The following is a 20,061-nucleotide window of genomic DNA, read 5'->3' on the forward strand; positions in this document are numbered from 1 at the left end:
GCCGAGCCGGCGGCGGGGCGATTTCGACGCGGTGAACGGGGAATGGCACGCTGTCCGCCGTGAGTTTCGATCTGAGCGTGTGGGCCCTGGCGGACGGGGCGACACCCGAGGACGTGCGGGCGGCGGTGCTGCGGTGCCGGCAGGGGCAGCATGTCGACCGGCACCCGGACCCGCGGGTGGTGGCCTTCTACCGGGCCATCACCGGCAGCTACCCCGACCGCCCGGCCGGCCCCGGCAGCCCGTGGGCCGTGACGCCGCTGCACGCGGCCGCCGACCACGTCGAGCTGAACCTGCACCCGACCTGCGAGGACCAGGTGCTGCTCGACATCGAGCGGCTGGCCGGCGCGTACGACCTGATGCTCTTCGACGCCCAGGACGGCTCGGTCTACCCGCCGCCGGCCCGGCTGCCCGGCTGACCACTCCCCGGGTACGACGAAGGGCCCGGCGACATCCGCCGGGCCCCCGCTGTCGTGCGCTCAGGTCACTCGTCGCGCAGGTCCGCCGCGCTGGCCGCGACCGCGCCGATCGAGTCCGCCGCCGAGGTGAGCAGGTCCGCGCCGAGCGCCTGGTCGACGGTGAGGGTCATCAGGGTCTCGCCGCCGGCCTCGCGGCGGGCCACCTGCATCGCCGCGATGTTGACGCCGGCCTCGCCGAGCAGCGTCCCGACCGTGCCGACCACGCCGGGGCGGTCGGCGTAGCGCAGGAACACCAGGATCCCCTCCGCGCCGATCTCCACGTCGAAGCCGTCGACCTCGGTGAGCTTGAGCACGTCACGGGCGCCGGCGGTGGCCACCGTGCCGGAGACGCTGACCGTACGGCCGTCGGGCAGCGCGCCGCGGACGGTGACCAGGTTGGGGTGCTCGACGGTGTCGGTCTGGGCGACCAGGGTGACCTCGACGCCACGCTCGGCGGCCAGGTGCGGGGCGTTGACGTAGGTGACCTGCTCCTCGACCACCGAGCTGAACAGCCCCTTGGTGGCGGCGAGCTTCAGCACCGACACGTCGTGGTTGGCGATCTCGCCGCGCACCTCGACGGTGACGCTGGCGGCGACCCCGCCCGCGACGGCGGTGAAGGCGCGGCCGAGCTTCTCGGCCAGCGGCAGCAGCGGGCGCACGTCCTCGGCGACGACGCCGCCGGCCTGCACGTTCACGGCGTCCGGCACGAACTCGCCCTGCAACGCCAGCTTCACGCTCTTGGCCACGGCCAGGCCGGCCTTGTCCTGCGCCTCGCCGGTGGAGGCGCCCAGGTGCGGGGTGGCGACCACGTTGTCGAAGGCGAACAGCGGCGAGGAGGTGCAGGGCTCCTTGGCGTAGACGTCCACGCCCGCGCCGGCGACCCGGCCCTCGGCGATCGCGTCGGCCAGGGCCTGCTCGTCGACCAGCCCGCCCCGGGCGGCGTTGATGATCCGGACGCCCGGCTTGACGACGGCCAGCTCCTTCTCACCGATCAGGCCGACGGTCTCCGGGGTCTTCGGCAGGTGGATCGAGATGAAGTCGCTCTCCCGCAGCAGCTCCTCCAGGCCCACCAGGCGGACGCCGAGCTGGGCCGCGCGAGCCGGCTGGATGTAGGGGTCGTACGCGATCAGCCGGGTGCCGAAGGCGGCGATGCGCTGGGCGAAGAGCACGCCGATGCGGCCGAGGCCGACCACGCCGACGGTCTTGCCCTGGATCTCGACGCCGGTGTACTTCGACCGCTTCCACTCCCCCGCCTTCAGCGCGGCGCTGGCGCTGGCGGTGTTGCGGGCCACAGCGAGCAGCAGCGCGAGGGCCTGCTCGGCGGCGGAGACGATGTTCGAGGTGGGGGCGTTGACGACCATGACGCCCCGCGCGGTGGCGGCCGGCACCTCGACGTTGTCCAGACCCACGCCCGCCCGGGCGACGACCTTCAGCCGGGGCGCGGCGGCGATCGCCTCGGCGTCGATCTGGGTGGCGCTGCGCACGATGACGGCGTCGGCCTCGGAGAGCGCCGAGAGCAGGGCCGGACGGTCGGTGCCGTCGACGTGGCGGACGTCGAAGTCGTGGGCGAGCACCTCGATGGCGGCGGGGGCGAGTTCTTCGGCGATCAGTACGACAGGAGTCATTGGTCCTCGTAGTTGTCGTCAGAGCGGTGGGCCGGGCTGCGGGACGCCGCGCTGCGCCCTGCGCTGATCCGGGCCATGGCCGTCAGGTGCCGGCTACGCACCTACCCGCGATCGTAGGTGGCCGGCCGGCCGGCAGGTCCCGGACCGTGGGGTGAGTGCCCTCACAACGGGTGACGACGCGCCGGTGAACGGCGCGCGACGGGTCGCCCGGATCACCTCAGGCGGCGGGCCGGCGCGGCGGGCGGTGGTGCGGCGGACAGAGGGCGGCCCGGTCCGGGCGCCGGGGAGAGCGCCCGGGCCGGGCCACGGGGGTGACGCGTCAGGCGGTCTCGGTGATCGGGCGGTCGACCCAGCTCATCATGCCGCGCAGCTTGCGGCCGGTCTCCTCGATCGGGTGCGCCGCGCCCTCGGCCTGCCACTTGCTGAAGTTGGGCCGGCCGGCCTCGTCCTCGGCCACCCACTCCCGGGCGAACTCGCCGGACTGGACCTCGCTGAGGATCTTGCGCATCTCCTCCTTGACCCGGGCGTCGATGACGCGCGGCCCACGGGAGAGGTCGCCGTACTCGGCCGTGTCGGAGATGCTGTAGCGCATCTTGGCGATGCCGCCCTCGTACATGAGGTCGACGATCAGCTTCAGCTCGTGCAGGCACTCGAAGTAGGCCACCTCGGGGGCGTAGCCCGCCTCGGTGAGCACCTCGAAGCCGGTCTGCACGAGCGCCGCCGCGCCGCCGCAGAGCACCGCCTGCTCGCCGAAGAGGTCGGTCTCGGTCTCCTCGGTGAAGGTGGTCCGGATCGCGCCGGCCCGCGTGCCGCCGATGCCCTTGGCGTACGACAGGGCCAGCGCGAGGGCGCCGCCGCTGGCGTCCTGCTCGACGGCGACCAGGCAGGGCACGCCCTTGCCGTCGGCGTACTGGCGGCGGACCAGGTGACCCGGGCCCTTCGGCGCGACCATCGCGACGTCGACGTCCGCCGGCGGCTTGATCAGGCCGTAGCGGATGTTGAAGCCGTGGCCGAAGAAGAGCGCCTTGCCCGCGGCCAGGTTCGGCGCGATCGACTCGGCGTAGATGCGGCGCTGGGCGGTGTCCGGGGCGAGGATCATGATGACGTCGGCCTCGGCCGACGCCTCGGCCGGCGTGAGCACCCGCAGGCCCTGCTCCTCGGCCTTGGCCCGGCTCTTGGAGCCCTCGGGCAGGCCGACCACCACGTCGACTCCGGAGTCGCGCAGCGACAGCGCGTGGGCGTGGCCCTGGCTGCCGTACCCGATCACCGCGACCTTGCGGCCCTGGATGAGGCCCAGGTCGGCATCGTCGTCGTAGTACACCTCAACGCTCATGGTCTCCCTTTCGTACGGCGGCCCGGGCGGCCCGTCGTGGATCTGTGCGGTGTCGGTCCCGGGCGGCGCGCGCCGGCCGGGTCGGGCGGTCCCGGCCGGCGCGCGGGGCGCCGGCCGGGTCGGGTCAGGCGGCCCGGAGCGAGGGCCCGGCGGTGATGGAACGCGAGCCGCGCCCGATCGCCACCAGCCCGGACTGGACCATCTCCTTGATCCCGAAGGGTTCGAGGTCGCGCAGGAGCGCGTCGAGCTTGTCCGGTGTGCCGGTCGCCTCGATGGTCAGCGTGTCCGGGGCCACGTCGACCACCCGGGCCCGGAACAGGCCGACGGTCTCCAGCACCTGGGCGCGGGCCGCGCGGTCGGCGCGCACCTTGACCAGGAGGAGTTCGCGGGCGACCGAGACCTGCGGGTCCAGTTCGACGATCTTGAGCACGTTGACCAGCTTGTTGAGCTGCTTGGTGACCTGCTCCAGCGGGGACGACTCGGCGTTGACCACGATGGTGATCCGCGAGACGTCCGGGTTCTCGGTCTCGCCGACGGCGAGGCTGTCGATGTTGAAGCCCCGCCGGGAGAACAGGCCGGAGACCCGGGCCAGGACGCCCGGCTTGTTCTCCACCAGGACGCTCAGGGTGTGCATGGTCATGTCAGATGTCATCCTCGTCGAAGGCCGGGCGGACGCCCCGGGCGAACATGATCTCGTCGTTGCTGGTGCCGGCGGCGACCATCGGCCACACCATGGCGTCCTTGCCGACGACGAAGTCGATGACCACCGGCGCGTCGTCGATCGCCATCGCGGCGGCGATGGTCCTGTCGACGTCCTCGGCGTTCTCACAGCGCAGCCCCACGCAGCCCAGGGCCTCGGCCAGCTTCACGAAGTCGGGGATGCGGTGCTTGTGGGTGCCGAGGTCGGTGTTGGAGTAGCGCTCCCCGTAGAACAGGGTCTGCCACTGCCGCACCATGCCGAGGTTGCCGTTGTTGATCACGGCGATCTTGACCGGGATGCCCTCCAGTGCGCAGGTGGCCAGCTCCTGGTTGGTCATCTGGAAGCAGCCGTCGCCGTCGACCGCCCACACCACCGTGTCGGGCTTGCCGACCTTGGCGCCCATCGCCGCCGGCACCGCGTAGCCCATGGTGCCGAGGCCGCCGGAGTTCAGCCAGGTGTACGGCTTCTCGTAGGAGATGAACTGCGAGGCCCACATCTGGTGCTGGCCGACCCCCGCCACGTAGATCGCGTCCGGGCCGACCAGCTCGCCGAGCCGCTTGATGACGTGCTGCGGGGAGAGGGTGCCGTCGGCCGGCTCCTCGTAGCCCAGCGGGTACCGGTTGCGCAGGTCGTCGAGCTGGGTCCACCAGTCGGCGAGGTCGGCCCGCCGGCCGGCCGCCTGCTCGCTGTCCACCGCCGCGATCAGCTCGTCGATCACGTGCCGGGCGTCGCCGACGATCGGCACGTCGGCGTGCCGGTTCTTGCCGATCTCGGCCGGGTCGATGTCGGCGTGCACCACCGCCGCGTCCGGGGCGAACGAGTCCAGCTTGCCGGTGACCCGGTCGTCGAAGCGGGCGCCCAGGGCCACGATCAGGTCGGCCTTCTGCAGGCCGTAGACCGCGGCGACCGTGCCGTGCATGCCGGGCATGCCCAGGTGCTGCGGGTGCGAGTCGGGGAACGCGCCGAGCGCCATCAGCGTCGTGACGACCGGGATGCCGGTCAGCTCGGCCAGCCGCCGCAGCCCCTCCGTGGCACCGGCCTTCAGCACGCCGCCGCCGACGTAGAGCACCGGGCGGCGGGCGCTGGCCATCAGCCGGGCCGCCTCGCGGATCTGCTTGCCGTGCGGGTGCAGGGTGGGCCGGTAGCCGGGCAGGTCCAGCGTCGGCGGCCAGGTGAAGGTGGTGGGCGCCTGGAGGACGTCCTTGGGGATGTCGACCAGGACCGGCCCGGGACGGCCGGTGGCCGCCAGGTGGAACGCCTCGGCCAGCACCCGGGGGATCTCCTCGGCCTCCTGCACCAGGAAGTTGTGCTTGGTGATCGGCAGGGTGATGCCCTGGATGTCGGCCTCCTGGAAGGCGTCCGTGCCGATCGAGGGCCGCGCGACCTGGCCGGTGATCGCCACGATCGGCACCGAGTCCATGTACGCGTCGGCGATCGGGGTGACCAGGTTCGTCGCCCCGGGGCCGGAGGTGGCCATGCAGACCCCCACCCGGCCGGTCGCCTGGGCGTAGCCCGTCGCCGCGTGCCCGGCGCCCTGCTCGTGGCGGACCAGGATGTGCCGCACGGTGGAGTCGTAGAGCGGGTCGTACGCCGGCAGGATGGCGCCGCCCGGGATGCCGAAGACGACGTCGACGCCGAGCGCCTCCAGCGACCGCACGAGCGAGCCGGCACCGCTGACCTGGGCCGGGGCGGGTGTGCGTACCCCCGGGACGGCCGGGGTGGCCGCGGCGCGGACGGCGCCGGCGTGCTCGGCGTCGCTCGCGGGCTCGGCGGCCGTGCGGGCCCGCCGGGCGGAGTGGGCGAGTGTCTCTGGCGTGGGTCTCGTCATGGCGGTTCAGGCCTTCGGCTGGAGTGGGTGCGGCTGTTCGAGCGGGTGACGCGGGCGACGCCCGGCGTCGATGGGTCCGACGGCAACAAAAAAGCCCTCGTGCAGGATGCACGGGGCCAGCGCACTCTCGACGGGGAGAGTGCGCTCAGGTAAGTACTCGCAGCGACCGGTACGACGACATGCGGTCAAGCCTGACGCATCTCACGCGATGAGTCAACTGATCCCACATGTTGGTTCACGGGTCGCCGGCTTTCACCCGTCCGGGGCGCCTAGGGACCCCACTCCACCTGCGCGGACCCCTGCTCCGAGGGGCGCTGGGCGGGCAGCCTCGGCAGCCGCCGGGGCGACGCCGCGGGCGGGCCGGCCGGGGCGGGCGCGGCGGGGGCCGGGGCGGGGCGGGCGCCCGGGGACGTGGCCGCCTCCAGCATCGCCTCCAGGTGCTCGGCCGGTACGCCCCAGCCGAAGAGCGCTCCCTGACCGAACCGGCAGCCGGCGGCGACCACGGCGGCCAGCTCGGTCGGCGTGGTCACCCCCTCGGCGATGACCTCCAGACCGAGCTGGTGGCCGAGGCGCATGACGATGTCGACCATCGGCGCGAACGCGGGGCCGTCCCTGCCCACCGGCCGTACCGGCTCGTGCTCCGCGACCAGCCCGTGGTCGATCTTGAGGATGTCGATCGGCAGCCGGCGCAACTGCCCGAGCGAGGAGTAGCCGGCGCCGAAGTCGTCCAGGGCGATCCGGACACCGGTGGCCCGCAGCGCCGTCAGCCGCCTGATCAGCTCGTCCAGGTCCGTCGCGACGGCGTGCTCGGTGACCTCCAGCACCAGCCGCTGCGGCGGCACGTGGTGGGCCCGCAGCGCCTCGGCGACCTGGACCACGTACTCCGGGGCGTGCAGCTCCCGGGGCGAGACGTTGACCGAGACCCACACGTCGTGCCCGTCGGCCAGCCAGCGGGAGAGCTGGTGGCACGCCTGGTGCAGCACCCAGGCGCCCAGCTTGGCGATCATCCCGCACTCCTCCGCCAGCGGGATGAACTCGTCCGGGCCGACGTTGCCGAGCACGGGGTGGCGCCAGCGCAGCAGCGCCTCCGCGCCGACCGGGCGTACCGAGGGCAGCGAGGCCACCGGCTGGAACGCCAGTCGCAGCTCGTCGCGCTCGATGGCGCCGCGCAGCTCGTGCTCCACCGTGGTGCGCCGGCGCAGCAGCTGGTCGTACGCGGCGTCGTAGCGCTCGATCCGGTTCTTGCCGCGCTGCTTGGCGTAGCGCAGCGCCAGGTCGGCGTGGCGCTGCAGCAGCTCCACGTCGGGCTCCCCGGCCCAGCCGGCCACCCCGATGCTCACCGACAGGAAGACGGGCCCCTCCGGCTGCTCGTAGGCGCACCCGAGCACCCCGAGCAGTCGCTCGGCGACCCGGTCCGCTTCGGCGGGCTGGCCGTGCATCAGCACCGCGAACTCGTCGCCGCCGAGCCGGGCCGCCACGTCACCGGGGCGCAGGTTGGCGCGCAGCCGCTCGCCCACCTCGGCCAGCACCGCGTCGCCCACGTCGTGGCCCCGCATGTCGTTGACGTGCTTGAAGCCGTCGAGGTCGAGCCCGAGCAGCACGCAGGGGGTGCCGGCACCGGCGCAGCGGTGCAGCGCCTGCAACAGCCCCCGCCGGTTGGCCAGCCCGGTCAGCTGGTCGGTGTGCGCCAGCTCGCGGAAGTGCGCCTCGCGCTCGGCCAGCCGCCGGGCGTAGCCGCGCACGTCGTGCAGCGTCAGGTACTGCCGGGTGACCAGGGCGAAGCCCTCCACGCTGCCGGCGACGATGCCGAGGGCGTCGAACCGGCCGTCCTGGAGCAGGTGGTACATCGCCGAGGCGGCCATGGCGAACATCGGGACGAACGCGTACGCGCCGTCGCGACGGATCAGGTCGTGGGCCGGCTGGACCGCCGCGTCCAGCCGACGGGCGGCCCACGCGACGGCGACCAGGCCGGCGGCGAGCACCCCCGCCCCGGCCAGCGCCACGGTCGGCCCGGCCTGGCAGAGCCCGGTGGCGACGCCGAGCCCGCCGCAGGTCACGGCGGTGGCCCCGGCGCCCAGCCAGGCGGCGCGACCGCGCGGCGGCGGGGCGCGGAAGGCCACGATCAGGGCGAGCCCGGCGGTCAGGGCCGCGCTGATCGTGGCGAGCAGGATCGGCACGCAGGCCGCCGGGGTGGCGTCGCCGAGCAGCCGGGTGGGCTCGGAGAAGAGCACCCAGCCGACGAACCAGAGCGCCGCGGCCATCACCAGGCCGTCGAGCGCCAGCCGGGCGGTGGCCGCCGCCGGGGCGGCCACGCCGGGCAGCCGGAGCAGCCCGGCGGAGAGGAGCAGCCCGCCCACCGCCGTGCCGATCGACACGACGCCGGCCCAGCCGGTGCTACGGCCCGGGGCGTGCCCGTCGTGCCCGGCCGTGGTGAGCGCCACGCCCACCCCGAGCAGCAGGGTCACCAGCGCCACCCCGGACGCGCCGGCGAGCAAGGCGTACGGCTGCCGGTGCGGCCCCGAGTGGCGGCGGGCCTCGACGGCCGACAGCGCGGCGGCCGCCGTGGCCACCAGCCCGCACAGCACCGCGACCGCGACCATGCCCGGGGGGAACTGCACGTGCCAACTGTGCCGGATGCGCGCCCGGCGCGGGAGCCCGGGTGTGCAACCTTTGGGACACGGCGCGCACGCCCGCCGGCCGCCGGGGCGGCGATGTCACACTGGTGGGCATGCCTGAGCTGCGGTCGAAGACCTCCACGCACGGTCGGACGATGGCCGGCGCCCGGGCCCTGTGGCGGGCCACCGGGATGACCGACGACGACTTCGGCAAGCCGATCGTCGCCATCGCGAACAGCTTCACCCAGTTCGTACCCGGTCACGTGCATCTCAAGGACATGGGCGCCCTGGTCGCCGAGGCGGTGGCCGAGGCCGGCGGGGTGGGCCGCGAGTTCAACACGATCGCGGTCGACGACGGCATCGCCATGGGCCACGGCGGCATGCTCTACTCCCTGCCGAGCCGGGAGCTGATCGCCGACGCGGTGGAGTACATGGTCAACGCGCACTGCGCCGACGCCCTGGTCTGCATCTCGAACTGCGACAAGATCACCCCGGGCATGCTGCTGGCCGCGCTGCGGCTGAACATCCCCACCGTCTTCGTCTCGGGCGGGCCGATGGAGGCCGGCAAGACCGTGGCGATCGAGGGCGTCGTGCACTCCAAGATCGACCTGATCGACGCGATGATCGCCTCCTCGAACGAGTCCGTCACCGACGACCAGCTCGGCGAGATCGAGCGGTCGGCCTGCCCGACCTGCGGCTCCTGCTCCGGCATGTTCACCGCCAACTCGATGAACTGCCTCACCGAGGCGATCGGCCTGGCGCTGCCCGGCAACGGCTCGACGCTGGCGACCCACGCCGCGCGCCGGTCGCTCTTCGTCGAGGCCGGCCGCACCGCCGTGGAGATCGCCAAGCGGTGGTACGACGGCGACGACGCCGCCGTGCTGCCCCGCGCGATCGCCGGCCGGGCCGCGTTCGAGAACGCGGTGGCCCTGGACGTGGCGATGGGCGGCTCGACCAACACGATCCTGCACCTGCTCGCCGCCGCCCGCGAGGCCGAGCTGGACTTCGGCGTCGCCGACATCGACGCCGTCTCCCGCCGGGTGCCCTGCCTGGCCAAGGTCGCCCCGAACTCCCCGCAGTACCACATGGAGGACGTGCACCGCGCCGGCGGCATCCCGGCCATCCTCGGCGAACTGGACCGGGCCGGCCTGCTGCACCGCGACGTCCGCGCGGTGCACTCCCCCAGCCTTGAGCGCTGGCTCGCCGACTGGGACGTCCGGGGCGGGTCGGCGACGGCGCAGGCGGTCGAGCTGTTCCACGCCGCCCCGGGCGGGGTGCGTACCGTCGAGCCGTTCTCCACCACCAACCGCTGGTCGTCGCTGGACACCGACGCGGCCACCGGCTGCGTACGCGACCTCGCGCACGCCTACAGCGCGGACGGCGGGCTGGCCATCCTGCACGGCAACCTGGCGCCGGAGGGCTGCGTCGTGAAGACCGCCGGGGTGCCCGAGGAGTGCCTCACCTTCCGCGGCCCGGCGAAGGTCTACGAGTCCCAGGACGACGCCGTCGAGGCGATCCTCAACAAGCGGATCGTCGCCGGCGACGTGGTGGTGATCCGCTACGAGGGGCCGAAGGGCGGCCCCGGCATGCAGGAGATGCTCTACCCCACGTCGTTCCTCAAGGGCCGGGGGCTGGGCCGCTCGTGCGCGCTGCTCACCGACGGGCGCTTCTCCGGCGGCACCTCCGGGCTCTCCATCGGGCACGTCTCACCGGAGGCGGCCTCCGGCGGGCTGATCGCCCTCGTCGAGCCCGGTGACGAGATCGTCATCGACATCCCGGCCCGGTCGATCGAGCTGAACGTGGCCCCCGACGTGCTGGAGGCCCGGCGGATCGCGCAGGAGAAGCGCGACAGGCCGTACACGCCGGTCGACCGGCAGCGGCCGGTGTCGGCGGCGCTGCGCGCGTACGCCTCGATGGCCACCTCGGCCAGCGACGGCGCCTACCGCCGCGTCCCGGAGTAGCCGCCGCGGCGCGTTCGCCAGTGCCTCGTCCCGCAGCCTTGACCGGGTGATCCGTGCTCCCTGGGGTGGTGGTCGCCGCGTCCGGGCCGCGCTGTGCCACCAAGCCGTGGGAAGCCCATTGGATACGTAGTACGCGGGTGCGGCGGCACCTGGGGGTCGCCGCACCCGCGAGGCCAGAAGGATTACCCGGCGAACAGCGTCCCGAGATCCTTGTACGCCTGGTCGAAGCGGGCCATCGCCGACGCGATGTTGGGCTCCGGCTGCGGATCACCGAGCGCCTTCTGCATCAGCCCGAGCCCGCCGGCCAGGTTCTCCCCGCTCGCCACCAGCGACGGCTGCGGGTCCGGGTCGCCGTGGAACTTCTCGTTCTTCAGGTCCGCCCAGCCGACCTGGCCGAGCTTCACCTCCGAACCGTCCATCAGCTTCGCCGACGACCGGAAGCTCTCCGTCGCCAACTCCCGCAGATGCTTCGCCTTGACCGGGTCCACGGCCTGCGCCGCCTCCCCCAGCAGCGACAGGCCCCGACCCAGCCGGTTCAGATACTCGAATCGCTTCTCCGGGTCGATCCGGTCCCACAGATCGAAGACGGGCGGACAACTCAGACACTCGATCGGCCCGATCGGCTTCGGCTCGAAGTCCGGCAAGACAATCGTGTGACAGTCGAAGATCGGCCGGCCGCCGAACTCGCCGACCTTGAAACAGACCGTCACCGGCCGACCCGCGGCACTGGCCGGATTGGCTGGCACCAGCAGCGTCGCGGTGACGACGAGCGCCACCGCGAGCAGTATTCGACCAACTCTGACCATGCGATGCCTCCTGCGAAGAACGTCAATGCCTTCATTCTGGCCCGCTGGCGCGTCGAGGCATAGGCCGAACATAAGTCTGAATCCGCAGGCTCGGGCCGCCGAGATATTTCCGTTCATTGACTCCGCAATCAGGCAATTCCAACGCCATGGCGCGCCTGTCCCACATCCCGAAACTCGATCATGGCTGTCGTCGTCCCCTGCTGAGGACCCCGCTCAGCGCGACGCCACGGGGTCGGGCAGCACGACGGTGCGGGCGTACCGGATGGCGGCCGGGGTGTCGGGGAAGACCAGGCCCTCGCGGCGCAGCCGGTCGGCGACGCCGAGGGTGGCCAGCACCTGGTCGTGGCCGGGGTCGATGCCGGAGAGCAGCACGGTGATGCCGCGTTCGGAAAGCCGGAGGATGGCGTCGCCGAGCACCTGCGCGCCGGTGGCGTCGAGGGTGGTCACCCGGGACATCCGCAGGATCACCACGCGCACGTCGGCCACGTCGGAGAGTTGGAGCAGGAAGTTGTGCGCGGCGGCGAAGAAGAGCGGGCCGTCCAGCCGGTAGGCCACGATGTGGTCGGCGAGCAGGGCACGCTCCTCGGCGCTGTGCTCGCCGGGGTCGAGGGCGACCTGTTCCACGCGGGCCGTACGGGCCACCGCGCGGAGGGCGATCACGATCGCCACGCCCACCCCGACCGCCACGGCGGTCACCAGGTCCAGCGCCACCGTGACCGCGAAGGTGAGCACCAGCACGAGGGCGTCGCCCCGGGTGGCGCGGGCCAGCGCCCAGAGCGACCCGGCCTCGACCATCCGGACGGTGGTGGCCAGCAGGACGCCGGCCAGGGCGGCGAGGGGGATCCGGCCGACCAGCGGGGCGGCGGCCAGCACGATCCCGGCGAGGGCGACGGCGTGGGTGAGCGCGGCCAGCTTCGAGCCGGCGCCGGCACGCACGTTCACCGCCGTACGGGCGATGGCGGCGGTGGCCGGGATCCCGCCGAACGCCGGGGCGGCGAGGTTGGCCAGCCCCTGGCCGAACAGCTCGCGGTCGGGGTCGTGGCGCTGGCCGACCGTCATCCCGTCCGCCACGGTGGCGGAGAGCAGGCTCTCCAGGGCGGCCAGCGCGGCGACCGCGAGGGCGGAGGGCAGCAGGACCCCGACGGCGTCGAGGTCGAGGAAGGACAGCGAGGGCGCGGGCAGGCCGGCGGGCAGGGCACCGATGCGGGCCAGCTCGACCGGGGCGGTCTCGGCCACGACCGTCGCGGCGGCCACCCCGAGCAGGGAGAACGGCCAGCCGGGACGCCAGCGGGCGCCGAGCAGCATCACCGCCGCGACGCCGAGGGCCATCGCGATCGGGACCGGCCGCGGGTCCGCGACGAACCGGGCGACCGCGTCGGCGGCCACGGCCCAGACGCGGTCGCCGTGCGCGTCGGTCACCCCGAGCGCCGCCGGCACCTGTTGCAGGGCGATGACCACCGCGATGCCGGCGGTGAATCCCTCGATCACGGGGACGGGGAGGTAGTGGACGTACCGGCCGAGGCGGGCGAGGGCCAGCGCGATCAGCACCAGCCCGGCCAGCGCCCCGACCATCAGCACACCGGTGGGGCCGAACTGCTGGACCACCGGCACCAGCACCACGGTCATCGCCCCGGTCGGCCCGGAGACCTGGAGGTGGGAGCCGCCGAAGACGGCAGCGACGGCGCCGGCCACCACCGCCGTCACCAGCCCGGCCTGCGCCCCGAGCCCGGAGGTGACGCCGAAGGCCAGGGCCAGCGGCAGCGCCACCACCGCCACGGTCAGCCCGGCGAGCAGGTCACGCCGGGGCGAGCGGCGGACGGCCTGCCAGTCGGCGCGCGGCGGCAGCAGCCCGAGGAAGCGCTCGCGCAGCCCGAGTGCCTGGCTCACCGCTGCGTCCCGGAGGACCGCAGCTCGTCCAGCAGCGCGTCCCGGTCGGTGAGGACCGCGCCCAGGATGCGCCGTCCGGCGGCGAGCAGGTCGGCCACGTCGGGGGTGCTGAGCGCGTACATCACCAGGGCGCCCTCGCGACTGGAGGTGACCATGCCGGCCCGGCGCAGCACCGCGAGCTGCTGCGACAGGTTGGACGCCTCGACGTCGATGGCCGCCAGCAGGTCGCGGACCGGCTTCGGCCCGTCCTGGAGCAGCTCCAGGACCCGGATCCGAACCGGGTGGCCAAGGGTGCGGAAGAGCTCCGCCTTGGCCTGGTAGAGCGGTACCGACACGTCAGCCTCCGTCATGGGACCCACATCCGGTTGCCAACTTTAGCACTTGCGAAAACCTTCAACTTACATTGCAAGCGGCGCCCACCCTGGCTGGATCACGAACAGGGGCGATGACCAGCGAAATCACGACAGTAGCGAGCAGCACCACCCAGCGCCGAGGTCGACCACCGCGTTGACCGCGACGGCCCGGGCCCGACGATCCCGAAGTACGGCTGGTACGGCGTCGAAGGCCGCGGGGCCGGCCCAGTGTTGCCAGGTCAGGATGCCGCGGGCGCTCCCCCGTGAACTGCCGGGGATGGTCGGGCCGCTCCGTTCGGGCCCATGAGGTGACCGAGCCCGCCGCCCATCGCATGACGACAGCACCTGGAGCAGTCACCTGGCTGACATCCGGCACGGATTACTTCCATAAGGTCCATACTGCCGAGGGTTGATCAACCGTCAGACGAAGACGCATAGCCAACAGGTGAAAGGACCTCCTGCACGGTCGGATCTTCGTGTGCGGAAGGGCAGCCGGTCCGACTGGTATCCGAACGAATAGCAGGTAGTTTCTCGTACACCACCGCGACGAGGAGTTTGTGCATGTCTGAGGAGACCTGGCTTGCCGCTCGCTTGATCCCTACGTCAGGCATCAATGGGGCTGAGGAGCAGGAACGCCGAGCAACTTCCGCCTTGCTTGCGGTCATGAGCGCGGTACGCGAATTCGGCCGGGTGATCACACAGTCGGTCGGCGCTCCAGCCGGGACGGTGCAGACCTTCATCGAGGTGCCCTTCAAGCTCGGCACTCAGCAACTGTTCCCGGATGGGTTGATTCGTGTCAGTCGGGGCCAACGGCAATGGACCGCACTGGTCGAGGTGAAGACCGGCAACAACGCGCTGAAGACCGAACAGCTTGAGGCGTACCTGGATGTGGCTCGCGAGCAAGGCTTCGATGCCTTGATCACCATTTCTAATGAGATAGCACCTGTAGCTGGCCAACATCCGACCCCGGTCGACCGACGTAAGTTGAAGAAGGTCGCACTCCATCATCTGCCGTGGACCGAGATCCTCACACACGCCGTTATCCAGAAGGAATACCGTGGTGTCGCCGACCCGGATCAGGCGTGGGTCCTCGGGGAGCTGATCCGGTACCTGGAGCATCCGCGCTCAGGCGCGATGGAGTTCAGTGACATGGGGCCCACCTGGGTTCAGGTCCGCGAGGGCGTCTCCACCGGCACCCTCCGCGCCACCGACAGCGGCGCAGCCGAGATCGCGGGCCGGTTCGATGCTCTGATCCGATACGCCTGCCTGCGGCTGGGCAGACGCCTCGGCACCGAGGTGACGCCCGCCCTGAGCCGGCGGGACGTTGCGGACCCGAGCGCTCGGACGCAATCGCTTGTCAACCAGTTGGCCTCAACCGGGACGCTGACCGGAGGCATCAAGATTCCTGGCTCGGTGGGCTCGCTCCACGTGTCAGCAGACCTTCGCGCAGGGCAGATCATCTGCCACGTGGACGTCGATGCCCCACGTGCGGGTCGGCCAACGACTCGGGTCAACTGGCTTGTACGCCAGTTGAAGGACGCACCCGATACGACACGCATCGAGGCCTTCGTCATGCACTCGCGCGGAGGAGGCGCCACCGAACTGCTCCGTGAGGTGCGTACTGACCCGACCGTTCTGATCATGGATCCCACCCGCGAGCTCCGCACCTTCCGCGTCGCTCGCTCCACGGCATCCGGCACCAAGCGCGGTACTGGCCGAGGCGCATTCATCGACTCGGTGCTGAACGCCATCGACGACTTCTACGAACAGGTCATCCAAAATCTCAAGCCTTGGATGCCGACGCCACCGCGCCTGCGCGCCCCAGAAGAGGTGGAGCAGGCAGAGCCCGTAGCCGCCAGTTTGATTTCTACCGCGATCTCGTCCCAGGACACCCCCGACTTCGGCCCGGACCCGCAATCGGAAAACCAGCAAGGGTGACGAGCCGTCACCAGGACAGCACGACGGAGATCTTGGTACGGAGCGGCCCCTCCGGGGGCCGTAACTTGCCAAGATCTCCGTCGCGGCTCCCCCGGCCACGCCGTCACCTCAGTCGGCGACGGTGTCGTTGACGCAGCGCAGGACGGGGCGGGTGGTCAGGGCCGCCGGGTCCAATGGGACGCCGGTGCTCACCGTGAAGGTCGCCGTCTCCCCCGGTAGCAGGGTGACCAGCGCGTCGTCGACCTCGGTCGCCGGGTCGAGGCGGTCCGGGAAGAGCGTCACGTCGCGCAGGACCGTGCGGGCGGTGACCCGGACCCGCTGGCCGCCGTCGACCGGCTCGACCGACGCGTCGTACCCGGCCGCCGGCCAGTGCGCGTCGCGGTCCTCGGCGAAGAACCACAACGCCCGCCCGGCCGTATCGCCCGCCTCGGCCACCAGCAGCTCGCGCCGGGCCTCCTCCGGCCGCGCCAGCTCCGCCGGCAGCGCCAGCTCGATCCTGGCGTACGCGGCGACGTCCAGCTCCAGCGTCGTCTTCGCCCGTGGCTCCCCGGCCAGGGTCAGCCGGGTCACCGACGCGCCCGCCCGCCACGGCACCGGCCCGTCGTTGACGGCGACCAGGGCCAGGCCGCCCGCGCGGGGCTGGACGGTCAGCAGCCGGTCGGCGTACGCCCGGCGCAGCGCGTACCACAGGGGCTTGCGGCGGCCGTCGCCGTCGACGGCCGACCACGAGGTCACCGGCCAGCAGTCGTTGAGCTGCCAGACGATCGTGCCGGCGCAGACGTCCCGGTGGGAGCGGAAGTGCTCGACGGCAAGCTGGATCGCCCGCGCCTGGTTGAGCTGGGTCAGCCAGTGCCAGTCGTCGAAGTCCGCCGGCGCGGGCAGGTGCGCGTCGAGCCCCCGCCGGAGCTTGGCGTCGCCGTCGATCGCCTTCTGGTGGTGCGCCATGCCGGGCGAGTCGGGTGCGAGGGGATCGTCCGACAGCGCCCGGCGCAGCGTCGCGTACGCGGGCGGGGCCTGGTAGCCGAACTCGGCGACGAAGCGCGGCACGTACTCGCGGTACTTCGTGTAGTCGTCGGTGTTCCAGACGTCCCAGATGTGCGTGGTGCCGTGCGCCGGGTCGTTGGGGTGGATCTGCTCGCTGCCCGACCACGGGCTGCCCGGCCAGTACGGCCGCGTCGGGTCCAGCTCGCCGACGATCCGGGGCAGCAGGTCGAGGTAGTAGCCGCGCCCCCAGCTGCGCCCGGCGAGGGGCTCCTGCCAGTCCCAGTCGTGCCAGCCCCAGATGTTCTCGTTGTTGCCGGTCCAGAGCACCAGCGACGCGTGCGACGCGAGCCGCACCACCTGCTCGGCGGCCTCGGCGGCCACCTCGGCGCCCAACGGCTCCTCCTCCGGGTAGGCGGCGCAGGCGAAGAGGAAGTCCTGCTGCACGAGCAGTCCCGCCTCGTCGGCGAGGTCGTAGAAGTCGTCCGACTCGTACCGGCCGCCGCCCCAGACGCGCAGCAGGTTGACGTTCGCGTCGGCGGCCTGCCGGAACCGGTGCGCCAGCCGGTCCCGGGTGATCCGGGTGGGGAACGCGTCGTCGGGGATCCAGTTGACCCCCCGGACGAAGACCGGGGTGTCGTTGACGTGCAGGGCGAACGGGGTGCCGTGCGCGTCGGGGGTGGTGTCGAGGCGTACGGAGCGGAACCCGATCCGGCGCGTCCACGTGTCGAGCGGGAACGCGTCGGCGTCGTGCAGCGTCACCTCCAGCGGGTGCAGCGGCTGCTCGCCGTACCCCCTGGGCCACCACAGCGCCGGGTCGCGGACGGTGAGGGTCAGCACGGCCGTGCGTTCGCCGGCCGGGATGCTGGCCTCGGCCGTGACGCCGGCGACGGTGGCCCGCACGGCGAGCGGCGCGTCCCCAACCCGCTCGACCTCGACGTGCAGCTCCACCCGGCCGTCGCCGGCCTCGACGGTCACCAGGGGACGTACGACGGCCAGCCGCGCCGTCGACCAGGCGTGCAGCCCGATCTCCTGCCAGATGCCGGCGGTGACCAGGGTCGGCCCCCAGTCCCAGCCGAAGTTGCAGGCCATCTTGCGGATGAACGGGAACGGCTCCGGGTAGGCGTTCGGCCGGTCCCCGAGCCGGTCCCGCTGCGCCTCGGCGTAGCGGTAGGCGGAGTCGAAGCGTACGGCGAGGGTGTTGGACCCGACGACCAGCCGCGACCGGACGTCGAAGCGGTGGCCACGGTGCATGTTCTCGGCGCGGCCGACCTCGGCGCCGTTGAGGGTGAGCGTGGCGACGGTGTCGAGGCCGGCGCAGACCAGGTCGACCCGCTCGTCACCGCCCGGCTGATGGTCGAAGGTGGTCTCGTAGACCCAGTCGGTCCGGCCGATCCAGGCCAGGCCCTTCTCGTTGTCGTCCAGGTACGGGTCGGGGATCAGGCCGGCGGCGAGCAGGTCGGTGTGCACGCAGCCGGGTACGGTCGCCGGCACCGCGCGCCCCGCGATCGCGGCCGGCACCTGCGGCCCCGGTACCGCCCGCAGGGTCCAGCCCTCGTGCAACGCTTGCCGGGTCACGACTTCACCGCACCTTCCATGATTCCGCGGACGATCTGACGGCCGCCGATGAAGAGCATCACCAGCAGCGGGAGGGTGGCGACCAGGGCGCCGGCCAGCACCCGCCGGTACAGCACGTAGTTGCCGCTGGCCAGGTCGGACAGCGCGACCATCGAGGTCGGGTAGTCGGTGCCGCCGAGGGTGATCAGCGGCCACTGGAACTCGTTCCAGGTGGCGACGAACGTCAGCAGGCCGAGCACCGCCATGGCGGGCCGCACCGCCGGCACCACCACGCTCCAGAAGATCCGCATGGTGCTCGCGCCGTCCATCCGCGCGGCCTCGACCAGCTCGTCGGGCACCGCGTCGAGGATGAACTGCCGCATGTAGAAGACCCCGAACGCGCTGACCAGACCGGGCACGATCACCGCGAGGAGGGTGCCGTTCCAGCCGCCCTCGCCGGGCATCCGGCCCATCAGGATGTAGAGCGCGACGACGCCGAGCTGGTTCGGCACCGTCATGGTCAGGACGACCATGACCATGAGCGCGTTGCGCCCCTTGAACCGCAGCTTGGCGAAGGCGAAGCCGGCCAGCGAGCAGAAGAAGAGCACGGACGCCGTCACCACGGACGACACGATCACGCTGTTGCCGAGGGACTGGAGGAAGAACACGTCCTGCATGGAGAAGACCTCCCGCAGGTTGGTGGCCAACTGCCCGCCGGGCAGCACCTGCGGCGGGATCTTCGCCAGCGCCTCGTCGGTGTTCGTGGCGATCACGAACATCCAGTAGAGCGGGAACGCCGAGAACGCGATCACGACGCTCAGGAACAGGTAGGTCCAGACGGTGCCGGGCAGGTGCTGCGGCGCCCGGCCCGTCAGCGCCCCCCGCCGGGGATTCGAGGCGCTCACCAGTGCCACCTTTCGTTGGCGACTGCGGGGCTCGCGAGCTCACTCCTCGCGCTCACCGATTCCCTCCGCCCAGGCGGTTGGTGAGCAGGGCGTTGAGCGCCGCGACGAGCAGGATGACCAGGAACAGCGCCCAGGACATGGCGGCGGCGTAGCCGAGGTTGAGGTCCCGCCAGCCGACCTTGTAGATGAGCTGGGCGACGGTCTGCCACTGCCCGTCGTCGCCGCCGAGCCCCAGCGCCGGGTTGGCGTCGAAGAGCATCGGCTCGGTGAACAGTTGCAGGCCGCCGATGGTGGAGAGCACGACGGTGAAGATGACCACGGGCCGGATCATCGGCACGGTGATCCGCCACAGTTGACGCCACGGCCCGGCCCCGTCGACGGCGGCGGCCTCGTAGACGTCGCGCGGGATGGACTGCATGGCGGCCAGGTAGAGCAGCGCGTTGTAGCCGATCCACTTCCAGTTGACCATCGTGGCGATGGCGACCCAGGAGGACCACTTGGCGGAGCGCCAGTCGATCGGCTCGGTCCCGCCGATGCCGAGCAGCGACAGGGCCCAGTTGGCGATGCCGGTGTCGCGGGCGAAGACCACCGAGAAGATCAGCGTCGACGCGGTCACCGGGGTGATGTACGGCAGCAGCACCCCGACCCGGAACCAGGTCTGGGCCCGCAGCTTGCGGTTCAGCAGCGACGCGACGATCAGCGCCAGCAGCAGTTGCGGCACGGTGGAGAGCAGGAAGATGCCGAAGGTGTTGGAGAGGGCGTTGAAGAAGTCGTCGTCGGTGAAGAGGCGGCGGAAGTTCTCCAGCCCGGCCCAGCCGGTGAGTGTCGGGTCGTCGAGCCGCCAGTGGCGCAGGGCGACGACGCCGTTGAAGACGATCGGGAAGAGCCCGAAGGCCGCGAAGAGCAGGAAGAACGGGGCGATCAGCAGGTACGGCACGTAGCGCACGTCGAAGCGGTGCAGCCGCGTACGCCAGGGGCCGGGCTCGTGCGGGCGGTCGCGGCGGCTGGCCGTCGCGCCGGGGTCCCGGCCGGGCCGGGGCGTCGCGGGATCGGCACGGGGGGTGGACATCGGGGACCTCCAGGGACCGAAGGGGTACGGCCGGCCGGCCGGGGCGGG

At 72.3% G+C, this 20,061-nt stretch carries 14 protein-coding genes; 3 read left to right on the top strand and 11 right to left on the bottom strand.

Translation table 11 applies throughout. From position 1 onward, the window contains the following. Positions 1–59: 59 nt before the first annotated feature. Positions 60–416: a hypothetical protein gene (locus GA0070610_RS20955; RefSeq protein WP_089001620.1), complete on the top strand. Its 357-nt coding sequence runs from the start codon at positions 60–62 to the stop codon at positions 414–416. Positions 417–481: 65 nt separating this feature from the next. On the opposite strand, the gene serA is transcribed toward GA0070610_RS20955, so the two are convergent. From serA to GA0070610_RS20980, 5 genes are all read right to left on the bottom strand, one after another. Then, on the bottom strand, positions 482–2,080 hold the full coding sequence (gene serA / locus GA0070610_RS20960) for a phosphoglycerate dehydrogenase (protein ID WP_089001621.1): 1,599 nt from the start codon (positions 2,078–2,080) through the stop codon (positions 482–484). Positions 2,081–2,399: 319 nt separating this feature from the next. Then, positions 2,400–3,413 carry a ketol-acid reductoisomerase gene (gene ilvC, locus GA0070610_RS20965; RefSeq protein WP_089001622.1) on the bottom strand — a complete coding sequence of 338 codons (1,014 nt, stop codon included), beginning with the start codon at positions 3,411–3,413 and terminating at the stop codon, positions 2,400–2,402. A gap of 124 nt (positions 3,414–3,537) precedes the next feature. Beyond that, positions 3,538–4,053, bottom strand: a complete 516-nt coding sequence (gene ilvN / locus GA0070610_RS20970; protein WP_089001623.1) for an acetolactate synthase small subunit — start codon at positions 4,051–4,053, stop codon at positions 3,538–3,540. Between the two features lies 1 nt (position 4,054). Then, positions 4,055–5,941: an acetolactate synthase large subunit gene (locus GA0070610_RS20975; protein ID WP_089001624.1), complete on the bottom strand. Its 1,887-nt coding sequence runs from the start codon at positions 5,939–5,941 to the stop codon at positions 4,055–4,057. 269 nt (positions 5,942–6,210) lie between these two features. Then, complete coding sequence (locus tag GA0070610_RS20980; protein WP_392567338.1) at positions 6,211–8,541, bottom strand: putative bifunctional diguanylate cyclase/phosphodiesterase; 2,331 nt, start codon at positions 8,539–8,541, stop codon at positions 6,211–6,213. A gap of 128 nt (positions 8,542–8,669) precedes the next feature. On the opposite strand from GA0070610_RS20980, the gene ilvD reads away from it, so the two are divergent. Continuing rightward, entirely contained in the window at positions 8,670–10,517 is a 1,848-nt protein-coding gene (gene ilvD / locus GA0070610_RS20985; RefSeq protein ID WP_089003635.1) for a dihydroxy-acid dehydratase, read from the top strand. A 182-nt stretch (positions 10,518–10,699) separates the two neighbouring features. Here the strand turns inward: ilvD and GA0070610_RS20990 are convergent, their stop codons facing one another. The 3 genes from GA0070610_RS20990 to GA0070610_RS21000 all read right to left on the bottom strand — a co-directional run bounded on the left by GA0070610_RS20990 (position 10,700) and on the right by GA0070610_RS21000 (position 13,545). Continuing rightward, a complete protein-coding gene (locus GA0070610_RS20990) occupies positions 10,700–11,293 on the bottom strand; it encodes a hypothetical protein (RefSeq protein WP_089001626.1) in 594 nt (197 codons plus the stop codon). A gap of 243 nt (positions 11,294–11,536) precedes the next feature. Then, a complete protein-coding gene (locus tag GA0070610_RS20995) occupies positions 11,537–13,210 on the bottom strand; it encodes a SulP family inorganic anion transporter (RefSeq protein ID WP_089001627.1) in 1,674 nt (557 codons plus the stop codon). After that, positions 13,207–13,545, bottom strand: coding sequence for an ArsR/SmtB family transcription factor (locus tag GA0070610_RS21000; RefSeq protein ID WP_089003636.1), 339 nt, complete (start codon positions 13,543–13,545; stop codon positions 13,207–13,209). The genes GA0070610_RS20995 and GA0070610_RS21000 overlap by 4 nt, the downstream gene beginning before the upstream one ends. Positions 13,546–14,124: 579 nt before the next feature. On the opposite strand from GA0070610_RS21000, the gene GA0070610_RS21005 reads away from it, so the two are divergent. After that, positions 14,125–15,501, top strand: a complete 1,377-nt coding sequence (locus tag GA0070610_RS21005; RefSeq protein ID WP_089001628.1) for a stress response protein — start codon at positions 14,125–14,127, stop codon at positions 15,499–15,501. A gap of 108 nt (positions 15,502–15,609) precedes the next feature. On the opposite strand, the gene GA0070610_RS21010 is transcribed toward GA0070610_RS21005, so the two are convergent. The 3 genes from GA0070610_RS21010 to GA0070610_RS21020 form a co-directional block, all read right to left on the bottom strand. Continuing rightward, the gene (locus tag GA0070610_RS21010) at positions 15,610–18,060 is read right to left on the bottom strand and encodes a glycoside hydrolase family 2 protein (protein ID WP_089001629.1); all 2,451 of its coding nucleotides are present in this window, start codon (positions 18,058–18,060) and stop codon (positions 15,610–15,612) included. Further along, positions 18,057–18,914, bottom strand: coding sequence for a carbohydrate ABC transporter permease (locus GA0070610_RS21015; protein ID WP_392567339.1), 858 nt, complete (start codon positions 18,912–18,914; stop codon positions 18,057–18,059). The genes GA0070610_RS21010 and GA0070610_RS21015 overlap by 4 nt, the downstream gene beginning before the upstream one ends. Before the next feature lie 82 nt (positions 18,915–18,996). Beyond that, the gene (locus GA0070610_RS21020) at positions 18,997–20,013 is read right to left on the bottom strand and encodes a carbohydrate ABC transporter permease (protein WP_089001630.1); all 1,017 of its coding nucleotides are present in this window, start codon (positions 20,011–20,013) and stop codon (positions 18,997–18,999) included. Positions 20,014–20,061: the final 48 nt, after the last annotated feature.

The sequence above is a fragment of the Micromonospora echinofusca genome (assembly GCF_900091445.1).
GTDB classification, from domain to species: Bacteria; Actinomycetota; Actinomycetes; order Mycobacteriales; family Micromonosporaceae; genus Micromonospora; species Micromonospora echinofusca.